Here is a 17,899-nt window from a genome sequence, read left to right as displayed (position 1 = left end):
CCACGAGAAGATCGTTCCCAAACGGCTTTATCTGGTTCGTCCTTGCACGATACGGTCGATGATCATGGCGCAGAGAAGTATGGCGAAGCCCGCGAGCAGTCCCTGCCCGACAGCTGCGTATTGAAGCGCATTGAGGACATCTTCTCCCAACCCTTTGGCGCCGATCAGGGAAGCGATGACCACCATTGAAAGGCACATCAAAATGGTCTGGTTTATGCCGGCCATGATGGAAGGCATCGCTAGCGGGAGATCGACCCGGGTCAGGAGAAACCATCTTGTTGCACCATAGGCTTGCGCGGCCTCTCTAATGGCCGGCGGGACACCCTGCAAACCGAGCGCAGTCAGGCGCACCACTGGCGGCGTACCGAAAATCAGCGTGGCGATGACGCCGGGCGGCTTGCCGATGCCGAACAATGCGATCACCGGGATCAAATAGACAAATGCCGGCATGGTCTGCATGAAGTCGAGCACCGGCCGCACGGCGGCATAGACGCGCGGTCGGCGCCCGCACCATATCCCAAGCGGAATTCCTATCGCGAGGCAGATAATGGCCGATGTGCCCAACAGGGCGACTGTTTCCAGGCTCTTTTCCCAAAAGCCAAGCACGGCAAGATAGGCGAGCGCAGCCGCGGTGAAGATGGCGACGCGCGGCCCCGCCAGTTGCCAGGCCAGGGCTAGAATGATCGCCATTGTCACTGGCCAGGGCATGCCCGTCAGTCCATAGGCCAAGGCATCGAGCACCAACGATATTGCGCCTGTGATGCCGCCGAAAAAGCCCTCCCCGAGATGCGACACCGCTCCCATCAGGCTGTCCAGACCCGATGACAACGCGGCCTGCCACTCGCGATTCGAGGGCGCGGCAATCAGCCAGACGGCTGGTGTCGGCGCGGCGAAGCGATAGACCGAAAGCCCATAGGCTGCGATGCAGAAGGCAAGGGCGCATAGCGCCAGCGGATGATTGAGCCCGCGCTGAAGCGTCGGGTTCGAACGCCAGCGCGCGAAGCGCCGCTCCAGCATCCGGTTGGCGAGGAAACCGGCGATCAACCTGGCGAAGAGCAAAGTGACAATGCCGGACCCAATTACAACCGGCGCCTTCGCTTTTGCGGCGTCGGCCCGCATTCTGGCCGTGTTGGCAGCTTTCTCCAGAGCGGCCGCTGATGATTTCAGGCCAGCTGCATTGTCCGCCCCCGCTGCCTCGGCGGCCTTTGCCTGTTCCGCGCGCACCTGTGCCTGCTTGGTGACGCGTTCGGCGCGTGCTTGCTCCCCGGCGCCGAGGTTGCCAGCCGCGCCGACGCCGATCTGAACCACCGCAAGCGTCTCCAGGAAGAAGATGAGCCAGAACAGAAGTGTGATGCCTCGGGCAGCGGCCCACACCGGTCCAAGCAGCACGGCCGCCAGGTTGAACGGCCAGACGGCACCGGAAGCCCGCCGGATGCGGGCGAACACATCGATATAGTAATCGGGGTTGCGGAGGACGAATTCTCGTACGAGTCCTTCCTCTACCGGTTGGGCGTGCTCTATCGATTGCACAGCGACAGGATCATGGGCGTTCACGGATTTCGCCCTTTCGCAGACCGTCGAGCAGTATCTGCCTGTCGACGATGCCGACGACAGACCCACCGGGATCTGTCACAGCAAGCGGTGCGGCATCCCGTGCCGCGAGTTCGACGAGTTCGGCCAGGGATTCTCGAGAATCCACCCTGCGCAACCGCTCGACGTCCAATTCCGGATGAGACCGGCTCTTGAAACTCTCGACCGACTCCATGATGCGCCCGGCGGTGATCACCTTCAGGCGCGAGATGTCGGCGACGAATTTCGCGACATAGTCGTGCTTCGGAGATGTGACGATCTCCTCGGGCGTGTCGGTCTGGACGATGACGCCATCTTTCATGATCGCGATGCGATCGCCGATCCGGATCGCCTCGTCGAGGTCATGGGTGATGAAGATCACTGTCTTTCCCATCGAGCGCGAGAGGGCCAGGAACTCGTCTTGAAGTTGCCGCCTTATCAAGGGATCGAGCGCGCTGAATGGCTCGTCCATGAGCAGGATCGCTGGATCGGCAGCCAAAGCGCGGGCGAGGCCGACGCGCTGCTGCATGCCGCCTGAGAGCTCATGGCAGTAGCGATCCCCCCAGCCCGACAGGTTCACCTTGGCAAGTGCCGCCTCGGCCGCGTCAAATCTCCGCTGCTTGGTCGCGGCTTGGATCTCCAGCGGGAGCGCGACGTTGTCGCGTACGGTGCGATGCGGAAGCAGACCGAAGCTCTGGAACACCATGGCGATCCTGCGAGACCGCAATGCCCTCAACTCAGCGGGCGACTTGGCCATGACGTTTTCACCGTCGACGAAAATCTCGCCGGCGGACGGCTCGAGCAGGCGGTTTATATGGCGGATCAATGTCGATTTGCCACTGCCCGACAGGCCCATGACGCAGAAGATTTCACCCGGCCGAACCGAAATGTTGACGTTGGCGACGCCCACGACACATCCGAAGCGCCTGGCCACTTCGTCCTTGTCCAGGCGGTCGCGCAAAATCGCCATCATCGCCACTGGCGCGCGGGCGCCAAAGATTTTCCAGACGCCCTTCAAAATGATGGCGGCACCGTGGCTTGCCGCGTCTCCGCGGTCCGCCAGGCCGGGTCCTCCCGGCGCAATGATCGGTGCGGTGTCCACCGTCTACCGCTCCCGTCCGATCACGGATTTGAGCGGCCGGGCAACAGTGCAGGCCGGTTCAGAGCCTGCAATGCCGGCCCTGGCCTTCAATGACCGAACCACTTCGCCACGTCGTCGGGGTGGGCTTTGATCCATTCCTTCGCCACATCGCCTGCCGGCTTCTTGTCGACGATGATTGCATAGGCCCATTTGCTGATGTCGTCCGGATTGAAAGTAATCCGATCCAGGGCGGCGGTCAGTTCCGGTTGCCGCTGGGCCAGCGAACCAGCATAGGCGATGTGCACGGTGGTGTCAGCATATGCCGACGACACTTTCGATTTTTCGAACCATTGAGGATCCTCGCTCGGTTGCAGCATCATGAACTTGGCTGGGTCGTGTTTCGGTTCGGTGAGAAAGGCAAGCTTGTAGCGGGCGAAATTCTGGTGTGGGCCGTAGCAGTAGCCGACCCATGGCTTGTCTGCCTTCGCGGCCCGGTCGAGCGATGCCGCGGCCACCGCTTCGTCGGTCACCTGGAGATCGAAGAAATCGGCGAATCCATAGTCGCGGGCCCGCACCTTTTCGATGTTTGTCGACTGCCAGCCTGACGCGCCGATCCAGATTTCGCCCTTGCCGTCGCCATTGGTGTCGAAGATCTTGGCGTTGTCCGGATTGGTGAGATCCGCGACATCCTTGATGCCATATTTGTCGATCGTGACCTGGGTGACGCAGTAGCCTTGCTTGGCTTCGTAGCCGTTCTGCGCGAGTTTCACCGTGCCGGCGCTTTTGACATATTTGTCTACCAGGCCCTGCTGGTTCGGCAGCCAGACATCTGGCCAGATGTCGACCTCCCCTTTGTTGCGATCCATGGCTTCCCAAATGACTGGGACTGCGGTGGTGGTGACGGTGGAAACGTCGAGCCCAAGCTCCTGTTCGGCCGCGTTCTTGATGACGTTCATGACCGCCGTTGCGGTAGCATAGTTTGGATCCGGCATAGTCACGTCTGCACCGAACGCCGACGATACCGGCGCCAACAATAGAACGCCGAGAGATGGTGCAAGAAGTCGGTTTTTCATATCGTTCCCCAGTTGAGTTGCGCTGATTTTTCTCAGCTTATTGGTCAAGTTAGCGAAACGTGCAGGCAATCCATCCCAAATTGTGCCGCATTAGCAAAAACGATGAAGCGCATAAGGCGGTGGTTGAGATTCCGATACCCGCTCTGTAGGCAGAGGGTGTCTCCATGCTCAGGCCGTCACGTATATGCTCCCTGCCTCGACGGAGACTGGGAACGTCCTCGCGCGAACGGACGGGTTGACCAATGCTGCGCCCGACCTGATGTCGAATTCCCACCCGTGCCAGGCACAGCGAACGATTTCATTCTCACGGTGATAGATGAATTCGGCTCGCTCGACGGGAGCAGTCGTTCCGCATTGCGGTCCCTCACAAAGGGGGGCCCCTCGATGCGGGCATACATTCAGCAGCGCATGGAAACTATCGCCGATCCGGAACACGCCGATCGACAGGCTGCGCACCTTGGCGATGAACGGCGTTCCGACCTGGATCTCGTCGGCGCGACAAATATACGTCTTCTCAGCCATGTCAGGTCGTCACGCTGCAGCAGCGGCTTGCGGGCGGGGAATGCGCTTGTAAACGTCTAGCGCATTCTGGCCGAGCACCTTGCGGCGCCATTCCGGCGGGATGTGCAAAGTGTTGACGTCATCGTAGTCCCAATGGGGGTAGTCGGACGCAAACAGCAGCGTGTGCTCCCCGTCCATGGCCTCCAGGATCGCCCAGAGGTGGTTGACATTCGAAGGCTGCTCCAGCGGTTGGGTGGAGAAACGTATGTTACGCCGGCAATATTCCGACGGCAGCATTTTCAGCCATGGCGTCTCTTTTCGCAGTGCTTTGTAGTCGGCATCCAGGCGCCACAGGACCGACGGGACCCAGGCGACGCCGCACTCGATGATCACGAAGTAGAGGTCCGGCCATTTCTCAAAAACGCCATGGGCAATCATGCTTGCCACATGCGACATGGCCGACATGTGCAGGATCGCATGGGTCTCCCAGAAGAAAGTGGTGGGCGCTGGCGCGACAGCGTTCCAGTTGATGCCGCCATGTCCACCAAGATGTATGGCGAACGGCAAACTGACCTCGGCACAGGCCTCGAAGATCGGGTGATAGAACGGGTCGCCATACGGCCGCACAGAGCCTTGGGAGGCCAGAACTTGCGCCATCCGGGGATGCGCGCCGAGGCGCCGGATCTCCGCCGCCGCAAGGCGCGGGTCTTGCGGTGCGATGATGATGGAGCCCATGAAGCGGCTGTCTTTCGGCAGCCATTCATTGATCTGGTAGTCGTTGTAGGCGCTTACCAGCGCGCTAGCGTAATAGGGATTTGCCAGTGTCGACGCTTCGATGGGCTCGTCGCCAGTTAGGATTGCCACTCCGACATTGTATTTATCGAGGTGCTTCTCCTTCATGATCAGGTAGTTGTCCGCCTCCACCTTCGGTCGCACATCCTTGCGGGAGAAATCCTGCGGATGAAACCAGGGGCGATGGCCGTGCGGAAAAGCGCCGACCGGGCCGGTCTTCTCGCCCTCGATGAACATGTCTTTCCAGACACCGGACAGGTAGGGCTCCAGCACCGTCGCGTTGGACCAATAGTTGTGGCAATCGCAATCGACTATGAACATTTTTCCCTCTTCCTTTGATGCGGCCGTCACTGACGCCGTGGCTTCTGCACCGAACTTCCGCTTTGATAGTGCACGGATCAAGCGTATGAACAGCTAGATACGATCGCAAAAATCGATGGCTCGCCTATGCAGTTGGAACAAATAGAAACGTTTCTCGACATCATTGAATCGCGAAACTTCAACCGGTCGGCGGAGCGCCTCGGACTGACGCAATCGACGGTCAGCACCCGTGTCAAGAACCTGGAGGCCGCCGTGGGGTCCGAACTCTTCCATCGCGGCCGCGCCGGTGCCGAGCCGACCGCGGCAGGGCGGCGGTTTGAGGTTTACGCGCGGTCAATGCTGTCGACCTGGTCCCAGGCCCGTCACGACGTGCGCGCCTTTAACAGATTCGAAGGCAGCCTTCGGGTCGCTGCCCAGGTTGGAATGACCCGCTCGATCCTGCCTGGTTGGTTGGAAATGCTGCTGCAAGTCTTGCCGCGGTCCTCGATCCATGTCGAATCCGACTACTCGCCGCAGATGATATCTGATCTGAGCCTGGGAAACCTCGATATTGCTGTTGTTTATGCTCCACGCTACCTGCCCGAGATCACATATGACCAACTGATGGTCGAGGAATATACAATGGTCTCGACCAAGGCACGCCGGCTTAGCGATGTAAGCCCGGACAATTACATCCGGCCGGGTTACACCGTTGCGCTCGAGAAGGCTCATGCCGAGGCGTTGCCAAATCTGACTGCGTGCCGGCTTTCGATGGGCTCCGAAACGCTGGCCGACAATATGCTGAGGCGCGCAGGCGGCACCTGCTACATGCGCGCCGACGATGCGCGTCGCTTCGCCGCCGAGCAACCCTCCCACATTGTGGAAGGTGCTCCAACTCTGCATCAGCCCGTCTACACCGCAATTCTCGCGCGACGCCGGCATGAGCCAATCATAAAGAAAGGCATTCGCGCGCTTCATCTTGCGGTCATGTCGCTGGAAGGTTGATCGATATTGTCGATCATAGATGTTTGAGGTTCCTCCTGTATCGAACGTAGGCCTGCTGGCATTCTTGGCCCCTTAATGGGAGCCAGATGATGAACGCCCTCGTTTCTTTCGCTCCCTCCTGCCGATCCGACCGCGTCAGCGGACGTCACACGCTGATCTGTCGCGGCATCGTTCAGGAGACGCACGACGTGAAGACCTTCGTCTTTTGTCCAAAGCGCGGGCAGGCCGGCCAGTTCAAAGCCGGGCAGTTTATCACTCTGAACCTCGTGATCGACGGCGCTCCGGCCGTCCGGACTTACTCGATCTCTTCGCCGCCAACCCGGGTGGGAGACCTCAGGATAACCGTCAAGCGCGTCCCCGGCGGCCTCGCTTCCAATTGGCTGCATGACAATCTCGAACAGGGAAGCGAAATAGAGATCGACGGCCCGTCCGGCAGCTTCAACTGGGATGACCTGCGGAGCGACCGGCCGCTTTTCCTCTCCGGCGGCAGCGGCATAACACCGGTGATGTCGATGCTGCGCACGCTCGCCGACAGTGGCTCCGACAAGGATGTCTGCTTCATTCATAGCGCACGCTCGCCGAAGGACATCATCTTCGGTGACGAGCTTGACAACCTGGCACGGGACCATCGCAATTTTCACGTCCATGTCGTCTGCGCCGAAGCTGTGCATAATTGGGCCGGTCCAACTGGATTGGTTGGTGAGTCCATGTTGCTGAAGTTTGCTCCCGACATTAGGGAGCGCACCGTTTATGCCTGTGGGCCCGAGCCTTACATGAACGCAGTCCGGAACGCCCTCAACAGCATCGGCTTGGATCCTGGTCGGTATCATGAGGAGAGCTTTGGCGGCCTGCTGAAGCCTGCACCGGTGTTGCAAACAGCCCAGGCCGCTTCCGTGCGTTTTGCTCGCACAGGTGTCACCCACCAATGCCGTTCGACACAGACCCTGCTCGAAATCGCTCGGAGCGTTGGTCTGTACCTGCCAAGCGCTTGCCAGCAAGGGATTTGTGGGACCTGTCGTGTGCTGAAGGTCAGCGGCGACGTGGAAATGGCTGATTTCGGCGGACTCAGCGCACAGGAGAAGGACGCCGGATATGTGCTCGCCTGCTGCACACATCCCATGGGAGCGGTGTCGATAGACTTGTAACTGCAGGCGCACACCGCGGCCGTGCAAATCACAAAGCAATTCAATACCGATATTGTCGTGGAAGGCACCGAACCGATGACCAATTCGCGTGAGAGATAAGACATAGGCAGCATCGATCTGGTGTTCGACGTCATCGGTGGCGACATCCAGAAGCGGTCTGCAGCCCTGATCCGGGGCGAGGTATGCTGGTGACCGTCGTCGGACCAGCCGAGGCGCAGCCCGCGGATGGGTTGGCGGTCGATTTCGTCGTCGAGTCCGGTCGTGGCCAGTTGAGCGAGATCGTCCAGCAGGTGCGGAACGGACGGCTGCGGACGAACATTGGCAAGGTCGCGATCTCGACGAGGCGATCGCCGCCTCAGGAAAAAATACTGTCAGAGCATTGTCACCCGACAACGCTTCACTCACAACAACGCGTGCATGTCACGACGCGATTCGCGGCCGCCCGGTGGCTGTCGCGACGACGATGGCTTCCACGAAACTGCGCTCGCCTTCGATTGTAGCAACTCTTATGTCGCGTGCGATCTCGATCCGAGCCTGATCGGCCCCGGCGCGCTCGGCAAGACCTGCCGCCAAGACTCGAATGTGGGCTTCGGCTGCGGCCATCGCCTCGTCCTCGGTGTCATAGTCGTCCAGCCGCTCGCCGGAATTGAGACGGAAAAGCCCGATCTCCGGTTGGCTGACACGCGCTTCCGCTGACATTCGCACCTGCCCAACCACGGCGCCCAACGCATTTGCGACATCGGCGTGTTCGGCAATGCTGCATTCATTGCCGATCAATTGCGGCAGCCCGGCAAAGTGCAGCGAAGCCGACGCCCCGAGGCCGATCACCGGCCGGTCGAGCGCGATCGACAGCCGCGCCATGCCGCCTCGCCCGCCAACCGCCCGCTGAACCAGCGGGTTGGCAACGGAGACGCCGCCCTCCAGCCCGTCCTCGGCAAATACCGATTCAAGAATTACTTCGGCAGAACGCCGGGTGACGGCGGCAAGAACCATCTCGGAAAACGCTTCTGCGCCTTTGGCGACACGATGCCCCTGGCCGTCGCGCTTGCGTGAGAACAATTCGGCGCCCAGTCGAGCCGCGACAGGATCCCAGTTCCCTTGCCGGCCGAGCACATGGGCTGCATCGGATGGCGTGAAGCCGACGATATGCACCAGGCCACGTGCGACGAGGCGATTGAGCGTCGCGACCTGTGACGTCGATACGAGCAACCGGTCGAGCGCGGCGGGAATTGCCGAAATGTCAGCATAGAGCCGCGTCTCGGTAACCGTCAGGCCTGCGGCTAGACGTTCGGGCACACCTGTGCGCAATGCGAAGCGGCCGTCCAGCCGGCTGGTGTTGGGACTGAGCAATTGCCGCTTGAGACCTTGGTATATGGCATCGCCATGTTTCACCGCGGCGAGCGCGAGCGGTACCAGCCGCCGGGGCCCGAGCACGATCGTCGAAGCCAACGACTGCTCATGAAGCGAAACTTCCGAATCCCCACCAAGGCCAAAGGTGCGCATGGCGACGGCTTCCACCATGGTTCGCATTCCGCCGACGGTGGCGCCTTCCGGATCGAGCCGCAGGCGGCCGCCGTCCAGAACTGCGATGTCGGTGGTGGTGCCGCCGATGTCGGACACCACCGCATCATCGATGCCGGTCATGTACCGCGCCCCCACCAGGCTTGCCGCTGGTCCTGACAGAATGGTCTCGATTGGCCGAGCGCGGGCGAATTCTGCGGTAATGAGCGCGCCGTCGCCGCGCACGACCATGAGCGGAGCGACGATCCCGCGTCTTGCCAGAAAGCTCTCGGTGGCGTCGACAAGGCGATCGATCATCGAGATCAACCGGGCGTTGAGAAGCGTGGTCAGCGCCCGACGCGGGCCGCCGAGTTTCGACGACAATTCATGCGAACAGGTCACCGGGAGCCCGGTGCGCTCGCGGATGACGTCACGTACCGCGATTTCGTGTTCGGGATTGCGAACGGCAAAATAGGAGGCCACGGCGACGCCTGAAACTGTGTCGGCTAGAAACGGCAGCGCAGCCACGAGAGCGTCGAGCACCAGCTCACGCGGATCTCCGTGGACGTCATGTCCGCCCGGGCAAAAGATCACGGGATCGGAGCCGAGGGCTTTTGACAATCCGTTCCGGGCAAGGTCGGCTTCAGTGAAGCCGATCATCACCAGCGCGACCCGCCCGCCCTGCCCTTCGACGAGGGCGTTGGTGGCCAGCGTGGTCGACATCGAGACGAGCTTGATCGCGCTGGGCTCGATGACTGCCTCGGACAAAACAGCGTCTGCGGCGCCGGCGATGCCCTCGGCAAGATCGTGTCGCGTGGTCAGCGACTTGGCCTTGGCCACGATGCCTGTGGATTCCGACCACAGCACGGCATCGGTGTACGTGCCGCCAGTGTCAATGCCCAGATAAAGTGGCGACGGCTGGTGCGCACATGCGTTCATTTTGATCAGTCACCCGACCCAGGTTCCGGCGAAAAATATTTCGCGAGCTTGTCCGCTTCGCCGTCGAACGCCTTGGCGTCGGCGGGTGGATCGCGCTTGATCGCAATATTGGGCCACACAAACGCATACTCGGCGTTCAGCGCGAGCCAATCGTCGAGACCAGGCTCGGTATCGGGAAAAATGGCCTTCGCCGGGCATTCCGGCTCGCAGACGCCGCAGTCGATGCATTCATCGGGATGGATGACGAGCATGTTCTCGCCTTCGTAGAAGCAGTCCACCGGGCAGACTTCCACGCAGTCCATGTATTTGCATTTGATGCAATTGTCGGTGACCACGAATGTCATTCGGTGGCCTTCAGACCAAGCCGTAGGTCATATCGAAGGGAATGCGATGGTCATCGATAGCCCGCACGCCAGCGGTGTTTTCAGCCAGGACGATCGAGGCTTTCCGCTCCTGCTCCGACAGATACGTTCCCCACAGGGTGACCACGCCGTTGTTCACGATCACGTCCGAACTCGAGGGCCACGATTCGGATCGCAAGGCATCGACAATCTCCATCCTGATGCTGCTGTCGTCATGCAAGGCCGGAGCGCGCCACCCTTTCCTGGCAATGACCAGCGCTCGCACCAGATTAGCGCGACTGACGATCCCAACCACCTGCCCGTCGCGCAGCACTGGGACACGCTTGATCCGATTGTGCTCAAGCAGGATTGCGATCTCGGCGACTGGCGTACTCTCGACCACCGTCGCAACCTGCTGTGTCATGACGTCGATCACATGATCGGAATGAGATTTGACATAGTCTTCCGCCTGAACCGCGTTGTTGGTGAATAAATGAAGCCACCAGGAACGACCCTGCGGTGCTGTTCCGATCTCCGCCCGGCGGATCAGGTCTCCTTCACTGACGATGCCCAGCAGCGCACCTCGATCGATCACCGGCACGGCGCTGATCCCGTGCGACAGAAGAATATCGGCGACCTCGTCCACCGTACTGTCAGGCCCTACCGCGATGGCCGGCGACGTCATGACGTCCTTGGCGATCAGCATTTCGTTCTCCTTCACCGGCCTGCAGGCGGCAGTACCGGCGGCAAGGTCGTTCCAGAGCCTTGCCCGTTGCCAGCATGGAGATGGATCGCGCGACAAAACTCCCTTGCATGGAAAGCGTACGCTTCCAGATCGGCCGGATCGCCAGCGAACAGCCCCATGTCCTCGGCTTTGTGGAAGAACCAGGGAGCGGGCAAACCAGGATCGAGCGCGTTCACGGCAACGGCCGCAAGCAATGGCAGGCCTTCGTCCGCATCGTCGTCCATCAGTTGTTCGAGTGCACCCTGGATCACGCCTGTTGCTTGCGAACCAACCATGCTCTTGGCCAGTCTTGCATAGGTGATCGGCAGCCGGGTCCGTGCTTGCAGGAGCAGTTCCTCGCGCAGCCGGGTTTTGAGAGCATTGTCATCCACGGGTACGATTGGGATGCCGTCATCTGCGTCAGGGCGATTGGCAGATACCATTCGACCGACGACATGACGCCGAATGTCCGGGCCAGAAAGGATCCTGCCGAAATCGTGTTCAAGCCTGTCCATTATTGTCATTGCCGAGCCCAAGGTGCCCTTCGCGCGATATCGCCAAACAGTCCCCTAGCGTTGAGACCTGCTGGCTGGCACCCAATCTGTCGTTTCGCTACGCACGAGCTTCACTCATCCTTATCTGCAAGACAAACGAAATTTATTGCCGCTTCAGCACAATTATTTTGCATCATGATTCCGATCGCGGTGAGGGGCGCAACCCTTTCCTTTTCGGATTCGATATGCATTTTTTACGGACGCGGCCGTCGCACTCCCAGCGTCCTGGGTTTCAGCAGGCGGCAATTCGCTCCCAAAGCGATCCAGAAGGAGATTTTGAGGATGATCACTGGTGCTCAATGCCGTGCCGCTCGCGCACTGGTCGAATGGACCCGTGAAAAGCTCGCCGGCAATTCAGGCGTGGATGCGCTGGTCATCGAAGAATTCGAGCGCCGGATCAACCTTCCTGACCGAGATATCTGCGACACGCTGCAAACCGCGCTTGAAAGCGCCGGCGCCGTTTTCATTGCCGAGAACGGCGGCGGTATCGGCGTTCGCCTGAAGCTCAACCGCTCGGAAGTCAAGCGGATCGGCGTTCTGGAGAATGAAGGCGGCATTGTCGGAACAGATGCCGTTCCATAAGCAAGACCTTCCGGGCCCAATGAATTCATGGTCGCAGCCCGTCGCTGGACAATTCAGGATCGGCATCGGCTTGATAGTGCACACAAGGGAGATGGCTCTCATGACAGTTATCTGGAACGATCTCACCAACGAGGAGCAGACGGCACTCAAGCGAATGAACCGCGGACCCTACCCATCTCTATCGAAAGCCTTGGCCGAACGTCTTGTCTTTCTCGGACTGGCTGAAGAAAGACCCAGCGGGACCGGAATAAACCGGGCCGGAAGAGAGCTGGTGATAAGAACGTTGCTTGGCGCTCGCTCTGACTAAGTTTAGGATTGATAGCCGCCAGACTGCACCGAGGTGGCTGACTTGACTTCCCGGATTGCTTCACCAACTATGGTCCTATGAACGCCGCAGTCAGAATCCGTCGCGATTTTCTTTTCCGGGTTTGCCCCATAGCGGGAATGTAGCCCCCGGCTCGGCTGCCATGCGCGCCCCGAGCCGAGGGGCGGTGTGTTTGCCCACACATGGGATGGTTCCGCAGGGCCTCAAGCCTCCGGAGCATCGGCGTTCCATCGAGATTTTCACGAATTGGCCCGATTCCGGCACCCTCCGTGGCGGCTGGTCCGAGCGGAAGCATGAGTATTCAAATGCAAGACAACACGAAAACCCGGCGCAAGCCGAACATCCGCATCTCACAGTCAGACCATGCGCGTCTGTCGGCGGTTGCGAGCACCGTGGCCGCGCGCAATCCGGAGGCCTCCGATGAACTGCTCGCCGAACTCGAGCGGGCACGTATAGTCGCCGATGGTTCGGTCTCCGCCGGCACCGTCCAGATGGGTTCGACGGTGACATTCAAGCCCGATACTGGCAATGCCAAGACAGTCACGCTGGTTTTTCCTGGCGACGCGGATATCTCCGAAGGCAAGGTTTCAGTCCTCACGCCGATCGGCACGGCCCTGATCGGCCTCTCGGCCGAACAGTCGATCATGTGGACCGCGCGCGATGGGCGCCGGCACAAACTGTCGGTGCTCGCCGTAGGCCAACCCGCTGCGGACGGCGATGCAGTCGATCGGCGCGCACCAGCGTCTTCGGCGATCCCGGCAGACGCCTAGACATGGGCGTTTCCATCCGTCTCCTCAATCACGCAGGCAGTTTGATCGCGGGAGTGTGACCCCTGCGCCGGCCTGTTCTGGTCCGGCACAGGGGGTAGCTTCCACATCCGATCAAATGCTTGACGCCGGAACCCTTTCACGGGTCCGTCTTGGAGACGCACCATGCCCACTATCGATAGCTGCCAACTGACCACCAAGGACTTCACGATTCTTGAAGTGATGCAAGAGCGCCATCCCCGCGGCGATGCCTTGTCCGTTGTCCTTCAACGGAAGATTTCGAGCGCAATTGTGATGTTTCGAGAAGACATTCCGCCAACGGTCGTGACGCTCAGCACCCGAGTGACCTATCGTGTAAACGACGGCCCTGCCGAGACCCGCATCGTCGCACATGACGAGATGCGCGGTCTGGTTGGCATGCTTTTGCCGATCACCAACCCGCGCGGCCTCGCGCTGCTTGGTCTGGCCGAAGGTCAGTCCATGTCCATTCCGACCGCGCAAGGCGGCCATGAAACACTGACTGTGCATGAAGTGGTCTACCAACCGGAAGCCGCAAGGCGTGAGAGATTGAAGCTGGCGGGGAGTGCGGCGCCGGAGCCGTGGCGACCGAACGGACCGGTTTTGCGCGTCGTCCATCACTCTGATGAGGCAGAACCCAACGCGGAAAACAGGGCCATGGCGGCTTTCAACGACGGGTTTGACGACCCGGGGCCGTCGGCCGCCTGAGGCCTCGACTACCCAGAACGCGGGGAAGGCGGGTAGACAAGCGTTCCGTCGAGCCTTGCCTCCACACCGTCGGTGAGCTTCGCCGGCTCGACCTTGTCATGGCCCATCAGATGAAAAACAGACTCGCCACGACTGATCAGATAGTCCGCGACGATTCTTCTGTGGCAACGCCACCAAAGCGTTTCCGAGCACATGATGGCGCACCGCTGCTGCCTGCCAAGGGACACAAGCCGCTCCAGGCCGCCATGAAACTCCGCCGACAGCGCGTAGTCGGCGTAGTTGTGAAAACTCTGGTTGATCCAGAATGCATTGAGCGTCGGTGGAATGGGGTGCGCCTTGCCGCGCAGGCCGCCAAGCTCGGCAATATGCTCATATCCGATCGCGAAATCCGCAAGGCTGTCCGGCAGCGTTTCGCTGTTGAATTGCGGATTCGCCCGCGATCGCCGGATGGTCCTTATGTCGACCACGAGGGTAATCTCGCCAACCCGCAACAGGGCGACGAATTCGGCGATCGACCGGGTCGAGTGACCGATGGTGTGGAACGGATAAGGCATGTTCGATCAATCCATGGCGGTGGATTTCTTTCCGGCCGCGTGATCAGTGATTTGGAACTGAAAGAACGCGGTCATTTCACCACCTGCTTCAATCCACGTAGCGCCTCCTGTACGTCGGTTCGCGACGCGCTTGCATCCGGATAGACTGCATAGGCCGGATAGGTGAATTCCGGCGCGCCCTCCACGACCTCCAACTGCCCGGCCTCGATATGGGGCGCTGCCGCGCCCCTACGGAAATAGCCCATTCCGCCGGCGCGCAGGATGTAGCTCAGCCCAAGCGGACCAAGGCCGACCATCAATCCCGGCTCCCCGAAGGCAGAGGAACTGGCGCCATGTTGGGCCGCAAACAGCGGCCCCCAATCGACATAGACATAGTCCCTTGAGGCGTCCAACTCTGAGTCCCTGTCCGTGCTCCGAACCAAGACGAGCTGCTCCTCCACGAGGAGCTCCACCCTGAAGCCTGGCAGCAGCTTCGGCGCATAGAGCACCGCGATGTCGAGAACGCCAGTCCTGAGCTGCTCGAGGAGCTGGTCCGGCACGCCGACCTGGGCTTGGATGGCGATTTCCGGCCTGGCCTTCTTCATCCAGACCAGCCAATCGAGCAGCAGCGGGTTCCACAGGCTGAGCTCCCCGCCCAGGGCAACGACGCTTGTCCGTCCCGATGGGATGGCGAGCTGGTGGCGTGCTCGTTCCCAGATTTGCACGAATGATTGCGCGAACCGCTCGAACTCCCGGCCCGCCTGCGTCAACTGCGCACCATTGCGATTGCGGACAAAGAGCTGACGTCCGAGCTCTTCCTCCAACGTGCGTATCCGCGCGCTGACAGTGGTCTGGGTGACGTGGAGTCGGTCGGCAGCTCTCAGAAAGCTGCCGGAATGGACGATTTCCAAAAACGTGCGCGCGCGGTCGATGTCCATGCTGGTTCCCGATTAGTGCAATAATCTTGCATCAATACAGCATTTAATTCCGTTTGCCTTCCTGTTTTACGCAGCGCAACGTCCACGTAGGCGAGGGTCTCCGCTGTAACGGATATGGAGCGTGCGATGTCTGATCGGGAGGATGTATGTCCGGAGACGAGAGAATACGCCTCTCCACCATGCTTTATGGATGAGCTTGTCCCGGGGTACGGCACTGAGCCGGCCGTTCAGGACGCATGGCCCGATGTCTGTCGATGGCGCAAGGCGGAACGCAAGCGTCTAATCGATGAGCGTCTCGCGATCGACGCCGAGGAACGCAATGCGAGGTCTTTACGCATCGCTTCCGTTCTCGACCTGGCCGTCGGTCGGGTGAGCGGGCGGATCGTCAGCGGCTATTGGCCGTTCCGCGGTGAGCCCGACCTCCGCAACTGGGCGATAAAGGTGATCGAGCGCGGCGGGCGGATTGCGCTTCCAGTCGTCATCAAGAAAGGCTGGCCGCTGGAGTTTCGCATCTGGGGGCCGGGAGACCCGCTCGAACGCGGATTCTGGAATATTCTTGTCCCCTCTCATGGACCTGCCGTCCAACCGGATGTGGTCATCGCGCCCGTTGTCGGTTTCGACGAGGCTAACTATCGCCTGGGTTATGGCGGCGGCTTCTTCGACCGGACCCTGGCCGCGGCGCCCAGGCGGCCTCTCGTCGTCGGCGTCGGTTACGCCCGTAGCAGGATCCGAACCATCTATCCGCAGCCGCACGACATTCCGATGGATGCGATCGTCACGGATGAATGAAAGAGCGCAGGCAAGACCTGGCCCCGTGTGACGGCGGATCGCAGGTGCCGTCCATGGTTGAGGCCGCCTCGCCTGCCGGAAGAGGAGAGCAGGAAGCATATCATGTCCATTCCAGCCACGACCTTGGATGATCACAAGCCCCGGTTTCTCGTCCGATGGCTGTTCTCGACCAACCACAAGGATATCGGGACGCTTTACCTGCTGTTCTCGATCATGGCAGGCATCTTCGGTACGGCGCTTTCCGTGTTGATCCGCATGGAGTTGCAGGAACCGGGTTTGCAGATATTTGGCGATCCGGGCGTCTACAATGTGGTCGTCAGTGCCCATGGGCTGGTCATGATCTTTTTCGTGCTCATGCCGGCGCTGATTGGTGGCTTCGGCAACTGGATGGTGCCGATCATGATTGGCGCACCCGACATGGCTTTCCCCCGCTTGAACAACATCTCGTTCTGGCTGCTGGTGGTGTCATTCATCCTCTTCATCACCTCGATGTTCGTTCCGGGAGCGCCCGGTACACTCGGCCATGGCGGCGGCTGGACGCTCTATCCGCCTTATTCGACGGATGGCCAGCCAGGTCCCGCCGTCGACCTCGTTATTCTGTCTATCCACCTTTCGGGGGCCTCCTCGATCCTCGGCGCGATCAACTTCATCACGACCATCTTCAACATGCGCGCACCCGGCATGACCATGCACAAGATGCCTCTGTTCGCCTGGTCGATGCTGGTCACCGCCTTCATGCTTCTCATGTCGCTGCCGGTGCTCGCCGGCGCGGTCACCATGCTGTTGACCGATCGCAATTTCGGGACGACCTTCTTTTCGCCGTCCGGCGGCGGTGATCCGATCCTCTACCAGCATCTGTTCTGGTTCTTCGGCCATCCCGAAGTCTACATCATGATCCTGCCTGGCTTCGGCATCATCAGCCACGTCATCTCGACCTTCGCCAAGAAGCCGATCTTCGGCTATCTCGGCATGGCCTATGCAATGGTGGCAATCGGCGCGATCGGCTTTGTCGTCTGGGCACATCATATGTATACGACCGGCCTGTCGGTCGACACGCAGCGCTACTTCGCCTTCGCATCGATGGTCATCGCCGTTCCAACCGGCGTGAAGGTGTTTTCGTGGCTGGCGACCATGTGGGGAGGATCGATAGAGTTCAAGACACCCATGATGTGGGCTCTCGGCTTCGTCTTGCTGTTCACCATTGGTGGCGTCACTGGCATCATGGTTGCGAACCCCGGTATCGACCGCGTGTACCACGACACTTATTTCGTGATCGCTCACTTCCACTATGTGCTGTCTTTGGGGGCGGTCTTCGCGATCTTTGCCGGCTTCTACTACTGGTTCCCGAAGATGACCGGCTATATGTACAGCGAAACGCTCGGCAAGCTGCATTTCTGGCTGATGTTCATCGGCGTCAACCTCGTCTTTTTCCCGCAGCATTTTCTGGGCATGGCCGGCATGCCGCGACGTTACGCCGACTATCCCGATGCTTTTGCCGGCTGGAATTTCGTCTCGTCGATCGGTTCCTACATCTCAACGGCCGGGCTTGTCGTCTTCTTCATCGCGGTTGCCGAGGCCTTCAGCCGAAGACGCCAGGCAAGCGCCAATCCTTGGGGCGAAGGGGCGACGACGCTGGAATGGCAGCTGCCATCGCCGCCGCCCTTCCATCAATGGGAGAAGCTGCCGCGCATTGCCTAGTGTTCGCTCCGGTTCCG

Annotated in this window: 17 protein-coding genes and 2 pseudogenes; 8 read left to right on the top strand and 11 right to left on the bottom strand. The window is 60.4% G+C overall.

Annotated features, from left to right (window positions below):
* Window positions 1–27: 27 nt before the first annotated feature.
* The 5 genes from FJ972_RS11565 to FJ972_RS11545 form a co-directional block, all read right to left on the bottom strand.
* Window positions 28–1,554 (bottom strand): ABC transporter permease, encoded by a 1,527-nt coding sequence (locus FJ972_RS11565; protein WP_210239839.1) that lies wholly within the window; start codon window positions 1,552–1,554, stop codon window positions 28–30.
* Complete coding sequence (locus FJ972_RS11560; RefSeq protein WP_413466333.1) at window positions 1,541–2,671, bottom strand: quaternary amine ABC transporter ATP-binding protein; 1,131 nt, start codon at window positions 2,669–2,671, stop codon at window positions 1,541–1,543. The genes FJ972_RS11565 and FJ972_RS11560 overlap by 14 nt, the downstream gene beginning before the upstream one ends.
* Window positions 2,672–2,757: 86 nt before the next feature.
* A complete protein-coding gene (locus tag FJ972_RS11555) occupies window positions 2,758–3,771 on the bottom strand; it encodes a glycine betaine ABC transporter substrate-binding protein (RefSeq protein WP_140577957.1) in 1,014 nt (337 codons plus the stop codon).
* A 120-nt stretch (window positions 3,772–3,891) separates the two neighbouring features.
* Complete coding sequence (locus FJ972_RS11550) at window positions 3,892–4,245, bottom strand: Rieske (2Fe-2S) protein (RefSeq protein WP_140500687.1); 354 nt, start codon at window positions 4,243–4,245, stop codon at window positions 3,892–3,894.
* 9 nt (window positions 4,246–4,254) lie between these two features.
* Entirely contained in the window at window positions 4,255–5,337 is a 1,083-nt protein-coding gene (locus FJ972_RS11545; RefSeq protein ID WP_140521568.1) for an amidohydrolase family protein, read from the bottom strand.
* 126 nt (window positions 5,338–5,463) lie between these two features.
* Here FJ972_RS11545 and FJ972_RS11540 point away from each other — a divergent pair, with 126 nt between their 5' ends.
* The 3 genes and pseudogenes from FJ972_RS11540 to FJ972_RS11530 all read left to right on the top strand — a co-directional run.
* A complete protein-coding gene (locus FJ972_RS11540) occupies window positions 5,464–6,321 on the top strand; it encodes a LysR family transcriptional regulator (protein ID WP_140521272.1) in 858 nt (285 codons plus the stop codon).
* An 86-nt stretch (window positions 6,322–6,407) separates the two neighbouring features.
* The gene (locus tag FJ972_RS11535) at window positions 6,408–7,466 is read left to right on the top strand and encodes a hybrid-cluster NAD(P)-dependent oxidoreductase (RefSeq protein WP_140521271.1); all 1,059 of its coding nucleotides are present in this window, start codon (window positions 6,408–6,410) and stop codon (window positions 7,464–7,466) included.
* Between the two features lie 99 nt (window positions 7,467–7,565).
* Window positions 7,566–7,842: pseudogene (locus FJ972_RS11530) on the top strand (zinc-binding dehydrogenase); the annotation flags it as partial.
* Between the two features lie 44 nt (window positions 7,843–7,886).
* Here the strand turns inward: FJ972_RS11530 and FJ972_RS11525 are convergent.
* Genes FJ972_RS11525 through FJ972_RS11510 form a run of 4 tightly spaced genes read right to left on the bottom strand, consistent with a single transcriptional unit; the run spans window position 7,887 to window position 11,485 of the window.
* A complete protein-coding gene (locus FJ972_RS11525) occupies window positions 7,887–9,905 on the bottom strand; it encodes a hydantoinase/oxoprolinase N-terminal domain-containing protein (RefSeq protein ID WP_140622691.1) in 2,019 nt (672 codons plus the stop codon).
* A gap of 5 nt (window positions 9,906–9,910) precedes the next feature.
* The gene (gene fdxA, locus FJ972_RS11520) at window positions 9,911–10,249 is read right to left on the bottom strand and encodes a ferredoxin FdxA (RefSeq protein WP_140525745.1); all 339 of its coding nucleotides are present in this window, start codon (window positions 10,247–10,249) and stop codon (window positions 9,911–9,913) included.
* Between the two features lie 10 nt (window positions 10,250–10,259).
* On the bottom strand, window positions 10,260–10,952 hold the full coding sequence (locus tag FJ972_RS11515; RefSeq protein WP_140525744.1) for a CBS domain-containing protein: 693 nt from the start codon (window positions 10,950–10,952) through the stop codon (window positions 10,260–10,262).
* A gap of 11 nt (window positions 10,953–10,963) precedes the next feature.
* Window positions 10,964–11,485 (bottom strand): hypothetical protein, encoded by a 522-nt coding sequence (locus FJ972_RS11510; protein ID WP_140525743.1) that lies wholly within the window; start codon window positions 11,483–11,485, stop codon window positions 10,964–10,966.
* 174 nt (window positions 11,486–11,659) lie between these two features.
* Between FJ972_RS11510 and FJ972_RS11505 the strand changes: the two genes are divergently transcribed.
* The 3 genes from FJ972_RS11505 (at window position 11,660) to FJ972_RS11495 (ending at window position 13,924) form a co-directional block, all read left to right on the top strand.
* Window positions 11,660–12,106 (top strand): hypothetical protein, encoded by a 447-nt coding sequence (locus tag FJ972_RS11505; protein WP_224519094.1) that lies wholly within the window; start codon window positions 11,660–11,662, stop codon window positions 12,104–12,106.
* A 630-nt stretch (window positions 12,107–12,736) separates the two neighbouring features.
* Window positions 12,737–13,201 carry a nucleoside diphosphate kinase regulator gene (gene rnk, locus FJ972_RS11500; RefSeq protein ID WP_140525742.1) on the top strand — a complete coding sequence of 155 codons (465 nt, stop codon included), beginning with the start codon at window positions 12,737–12,739 and terminating at the stop codon, window positions 13,199–13,201.
* 162 nt (window positions 13,202–13,363) lie between these two features.
* Window positions 13,364–13,924 carry a nucleoside-diphosphate kinase gene (locus FJ972_RS11495; protein WP_140525741.1) on the top strand — a complete coding sequence of 187 codons (561 nt, stop codon included), beginning with the start codon at window positions 13,364–13,366 and terminating at the stop codon, window positions 13,922–13,924.
* 8 nt (window positions 13,925–13,932) lie between these two features.
* Here FJ972_RS11495 and FJ972_RS11490 read toward each other — a convergent pair whose 3' ends face one another.
* Entirely contained in the window at window positions 13,933–14,478 is a 546-nt protein-coding gene (locus FJ972_RS11490; protein ID WP_140525740.1) for a DUF488 family protein, read from the bottom strand.
* Between the two features lie 71 nt (window positions 14,479–14,549).
* Window positions 14,550–15,395: a LysR family transcriptional regulator gene (locus FJ972_RS11485; RefSeq protein ID WP_140518333.1), complete on the bottom strand. Its 846-nt coding sequence runs from the start codon at window positions 15,393–15,395 to the stop codon at window positions 14,550–14,552.
* Between the two features lie 126 nt (window positions 15,396–15,521).
* Here FJ972_RS11485 and FJ972_RS11480 point away from each other — a divergent pair, with 126 nt between their 5' ends.
* Together FJ972_RS11480 and ctaD are read left to right on the top strand one after the other, a co-directional pair.
* The gene (locus tag FJ972_RS11480; protein WP_140525739.1) at window positions 15,522–16,184 is read left to right on the top strand and encodes a 5-formyltetrahydrofolate cyclo-ligase; all 663 of its coding nucleotides are present in this window, start codon (window positions 15,522–15,524) and stop codon (window positions 16,182–16,184) included.
* 132 nt (window positions 16,185–16,316) lie between these two features.
* Window positions 16,317–17,882, top strand: a pseudogene (gene ctaD / locus FJ972_RS11475) (cytochrome c oxidase subunit I); the annotation flags it as partial.
* Window positions 17,883–17,899: the final 17 nt, after the last annotated feature.

Source organism: Mesorhizobium sp. B2-1-1, assembly GCF_006442975.2.
GTDB lineage: Bacteria > Pseudomonadota > Alphaproteobacteria > Rhizobiales > Rhizobiaceae > Mesorhizobium.
The sequence above is the reverse complement of the archived record's forward strand: the minus strand, read 5'-3'. Positions and strand labels throughout refer to the sequence as shown.

Coding starts and splice junctions, on each gene's coding strand:
- FJ972_RS11550 (WP_140500687.1), bottom strand. CDS start 4,245: ATGGCTGAGAAGACGTATATTTGTCGCGCCGACGAGATCCAGGTCGGA.
- FJ972_RS11545 (WP_140521568.1), bottom strand. CDS start 5,337: ATGTTCATAGTCGATTGCGATTGCCACAACTATTGGTCCAACGCGACG.
- FJ972_RS11540 (WP_140521272.1), top strand. CDS start 5,464: ATGCAGTTGGAACAAATAGAAACGTTTCTCGACATCATTGAATCGCGA.
- FJ972_RS11535 (WP_140521271.1), top strand. CDS start 6,408: ATGATGAACGCCCTCGTTTCTTTCGCTCCCTCCTGCCGATCCGACCGC.
- FJ972_RS11525 (WP_140622691.1), bottom strand. CDS start 9,905: ATGAACGCATGTGCGCACCAGCCGTCGCCACTTTATCTGGGCATTGAC.
- fdxA (WP_140525745.1), bottom strand. CDS start 10,249: ATGACATTCGTGGTCACCGACAATTGCATCAAATGCAAATACATGGAC.
- FJ972_RS11515 (WP_140525744.1), bottom strand. CDS start 10,952: ATGCTGATCGCCAAGGACGTCATGACGTCGCCGGCCATCGCGGTAGGG.
- FJ972_RS11510 (WP_140525743.1), bottom strand. CDS start 11,485: ATGGACAGGCTTGAACACGATTTCGGCAGGATCCTTTCTGGCCCGGAC.
- FJ972_RS11505 (WP_224519094.1), top strand. CDS start 11,660: ATGATTCCGATCGCGGTGAGGGGCGCAACCCTTTCCTTTTCGGATTCG.
- rnk (WP_140525742.1), top strand. CDS start 12,737: ATGCAAGACAACACGAAAACCCGGCGCAAGCCGAACATCCGCATCTCA.
- FJ972_RS11495 (WP_140525741.1), top strand. CDS start 13,364: ATGCCCACTATCGATAGCTGCCAACTGACCACCAAGGACTTCACGATT.
- FJ972_RS11490 (WP_140525740.1), bottom strand. CDS start 14,478: ATGCCTTATCCGTTCCACACCATCGGTCACTCGACCCGGTCGATCGCC.
- FJ972_RS11485 (WP_140518333.1), bottom strand. CDS start 15,395: ATGGACATCGACCGCGCGCGCACGTTTTTGGAAATCGTCCATTCCGGC.
- FJ972_RS11480 (WP_140525739.1), top strand. CDS start 15,522: ATGTCTGATCGGGAGGATGTATGTCCGGAGACGAGAGAATACGCCTCT.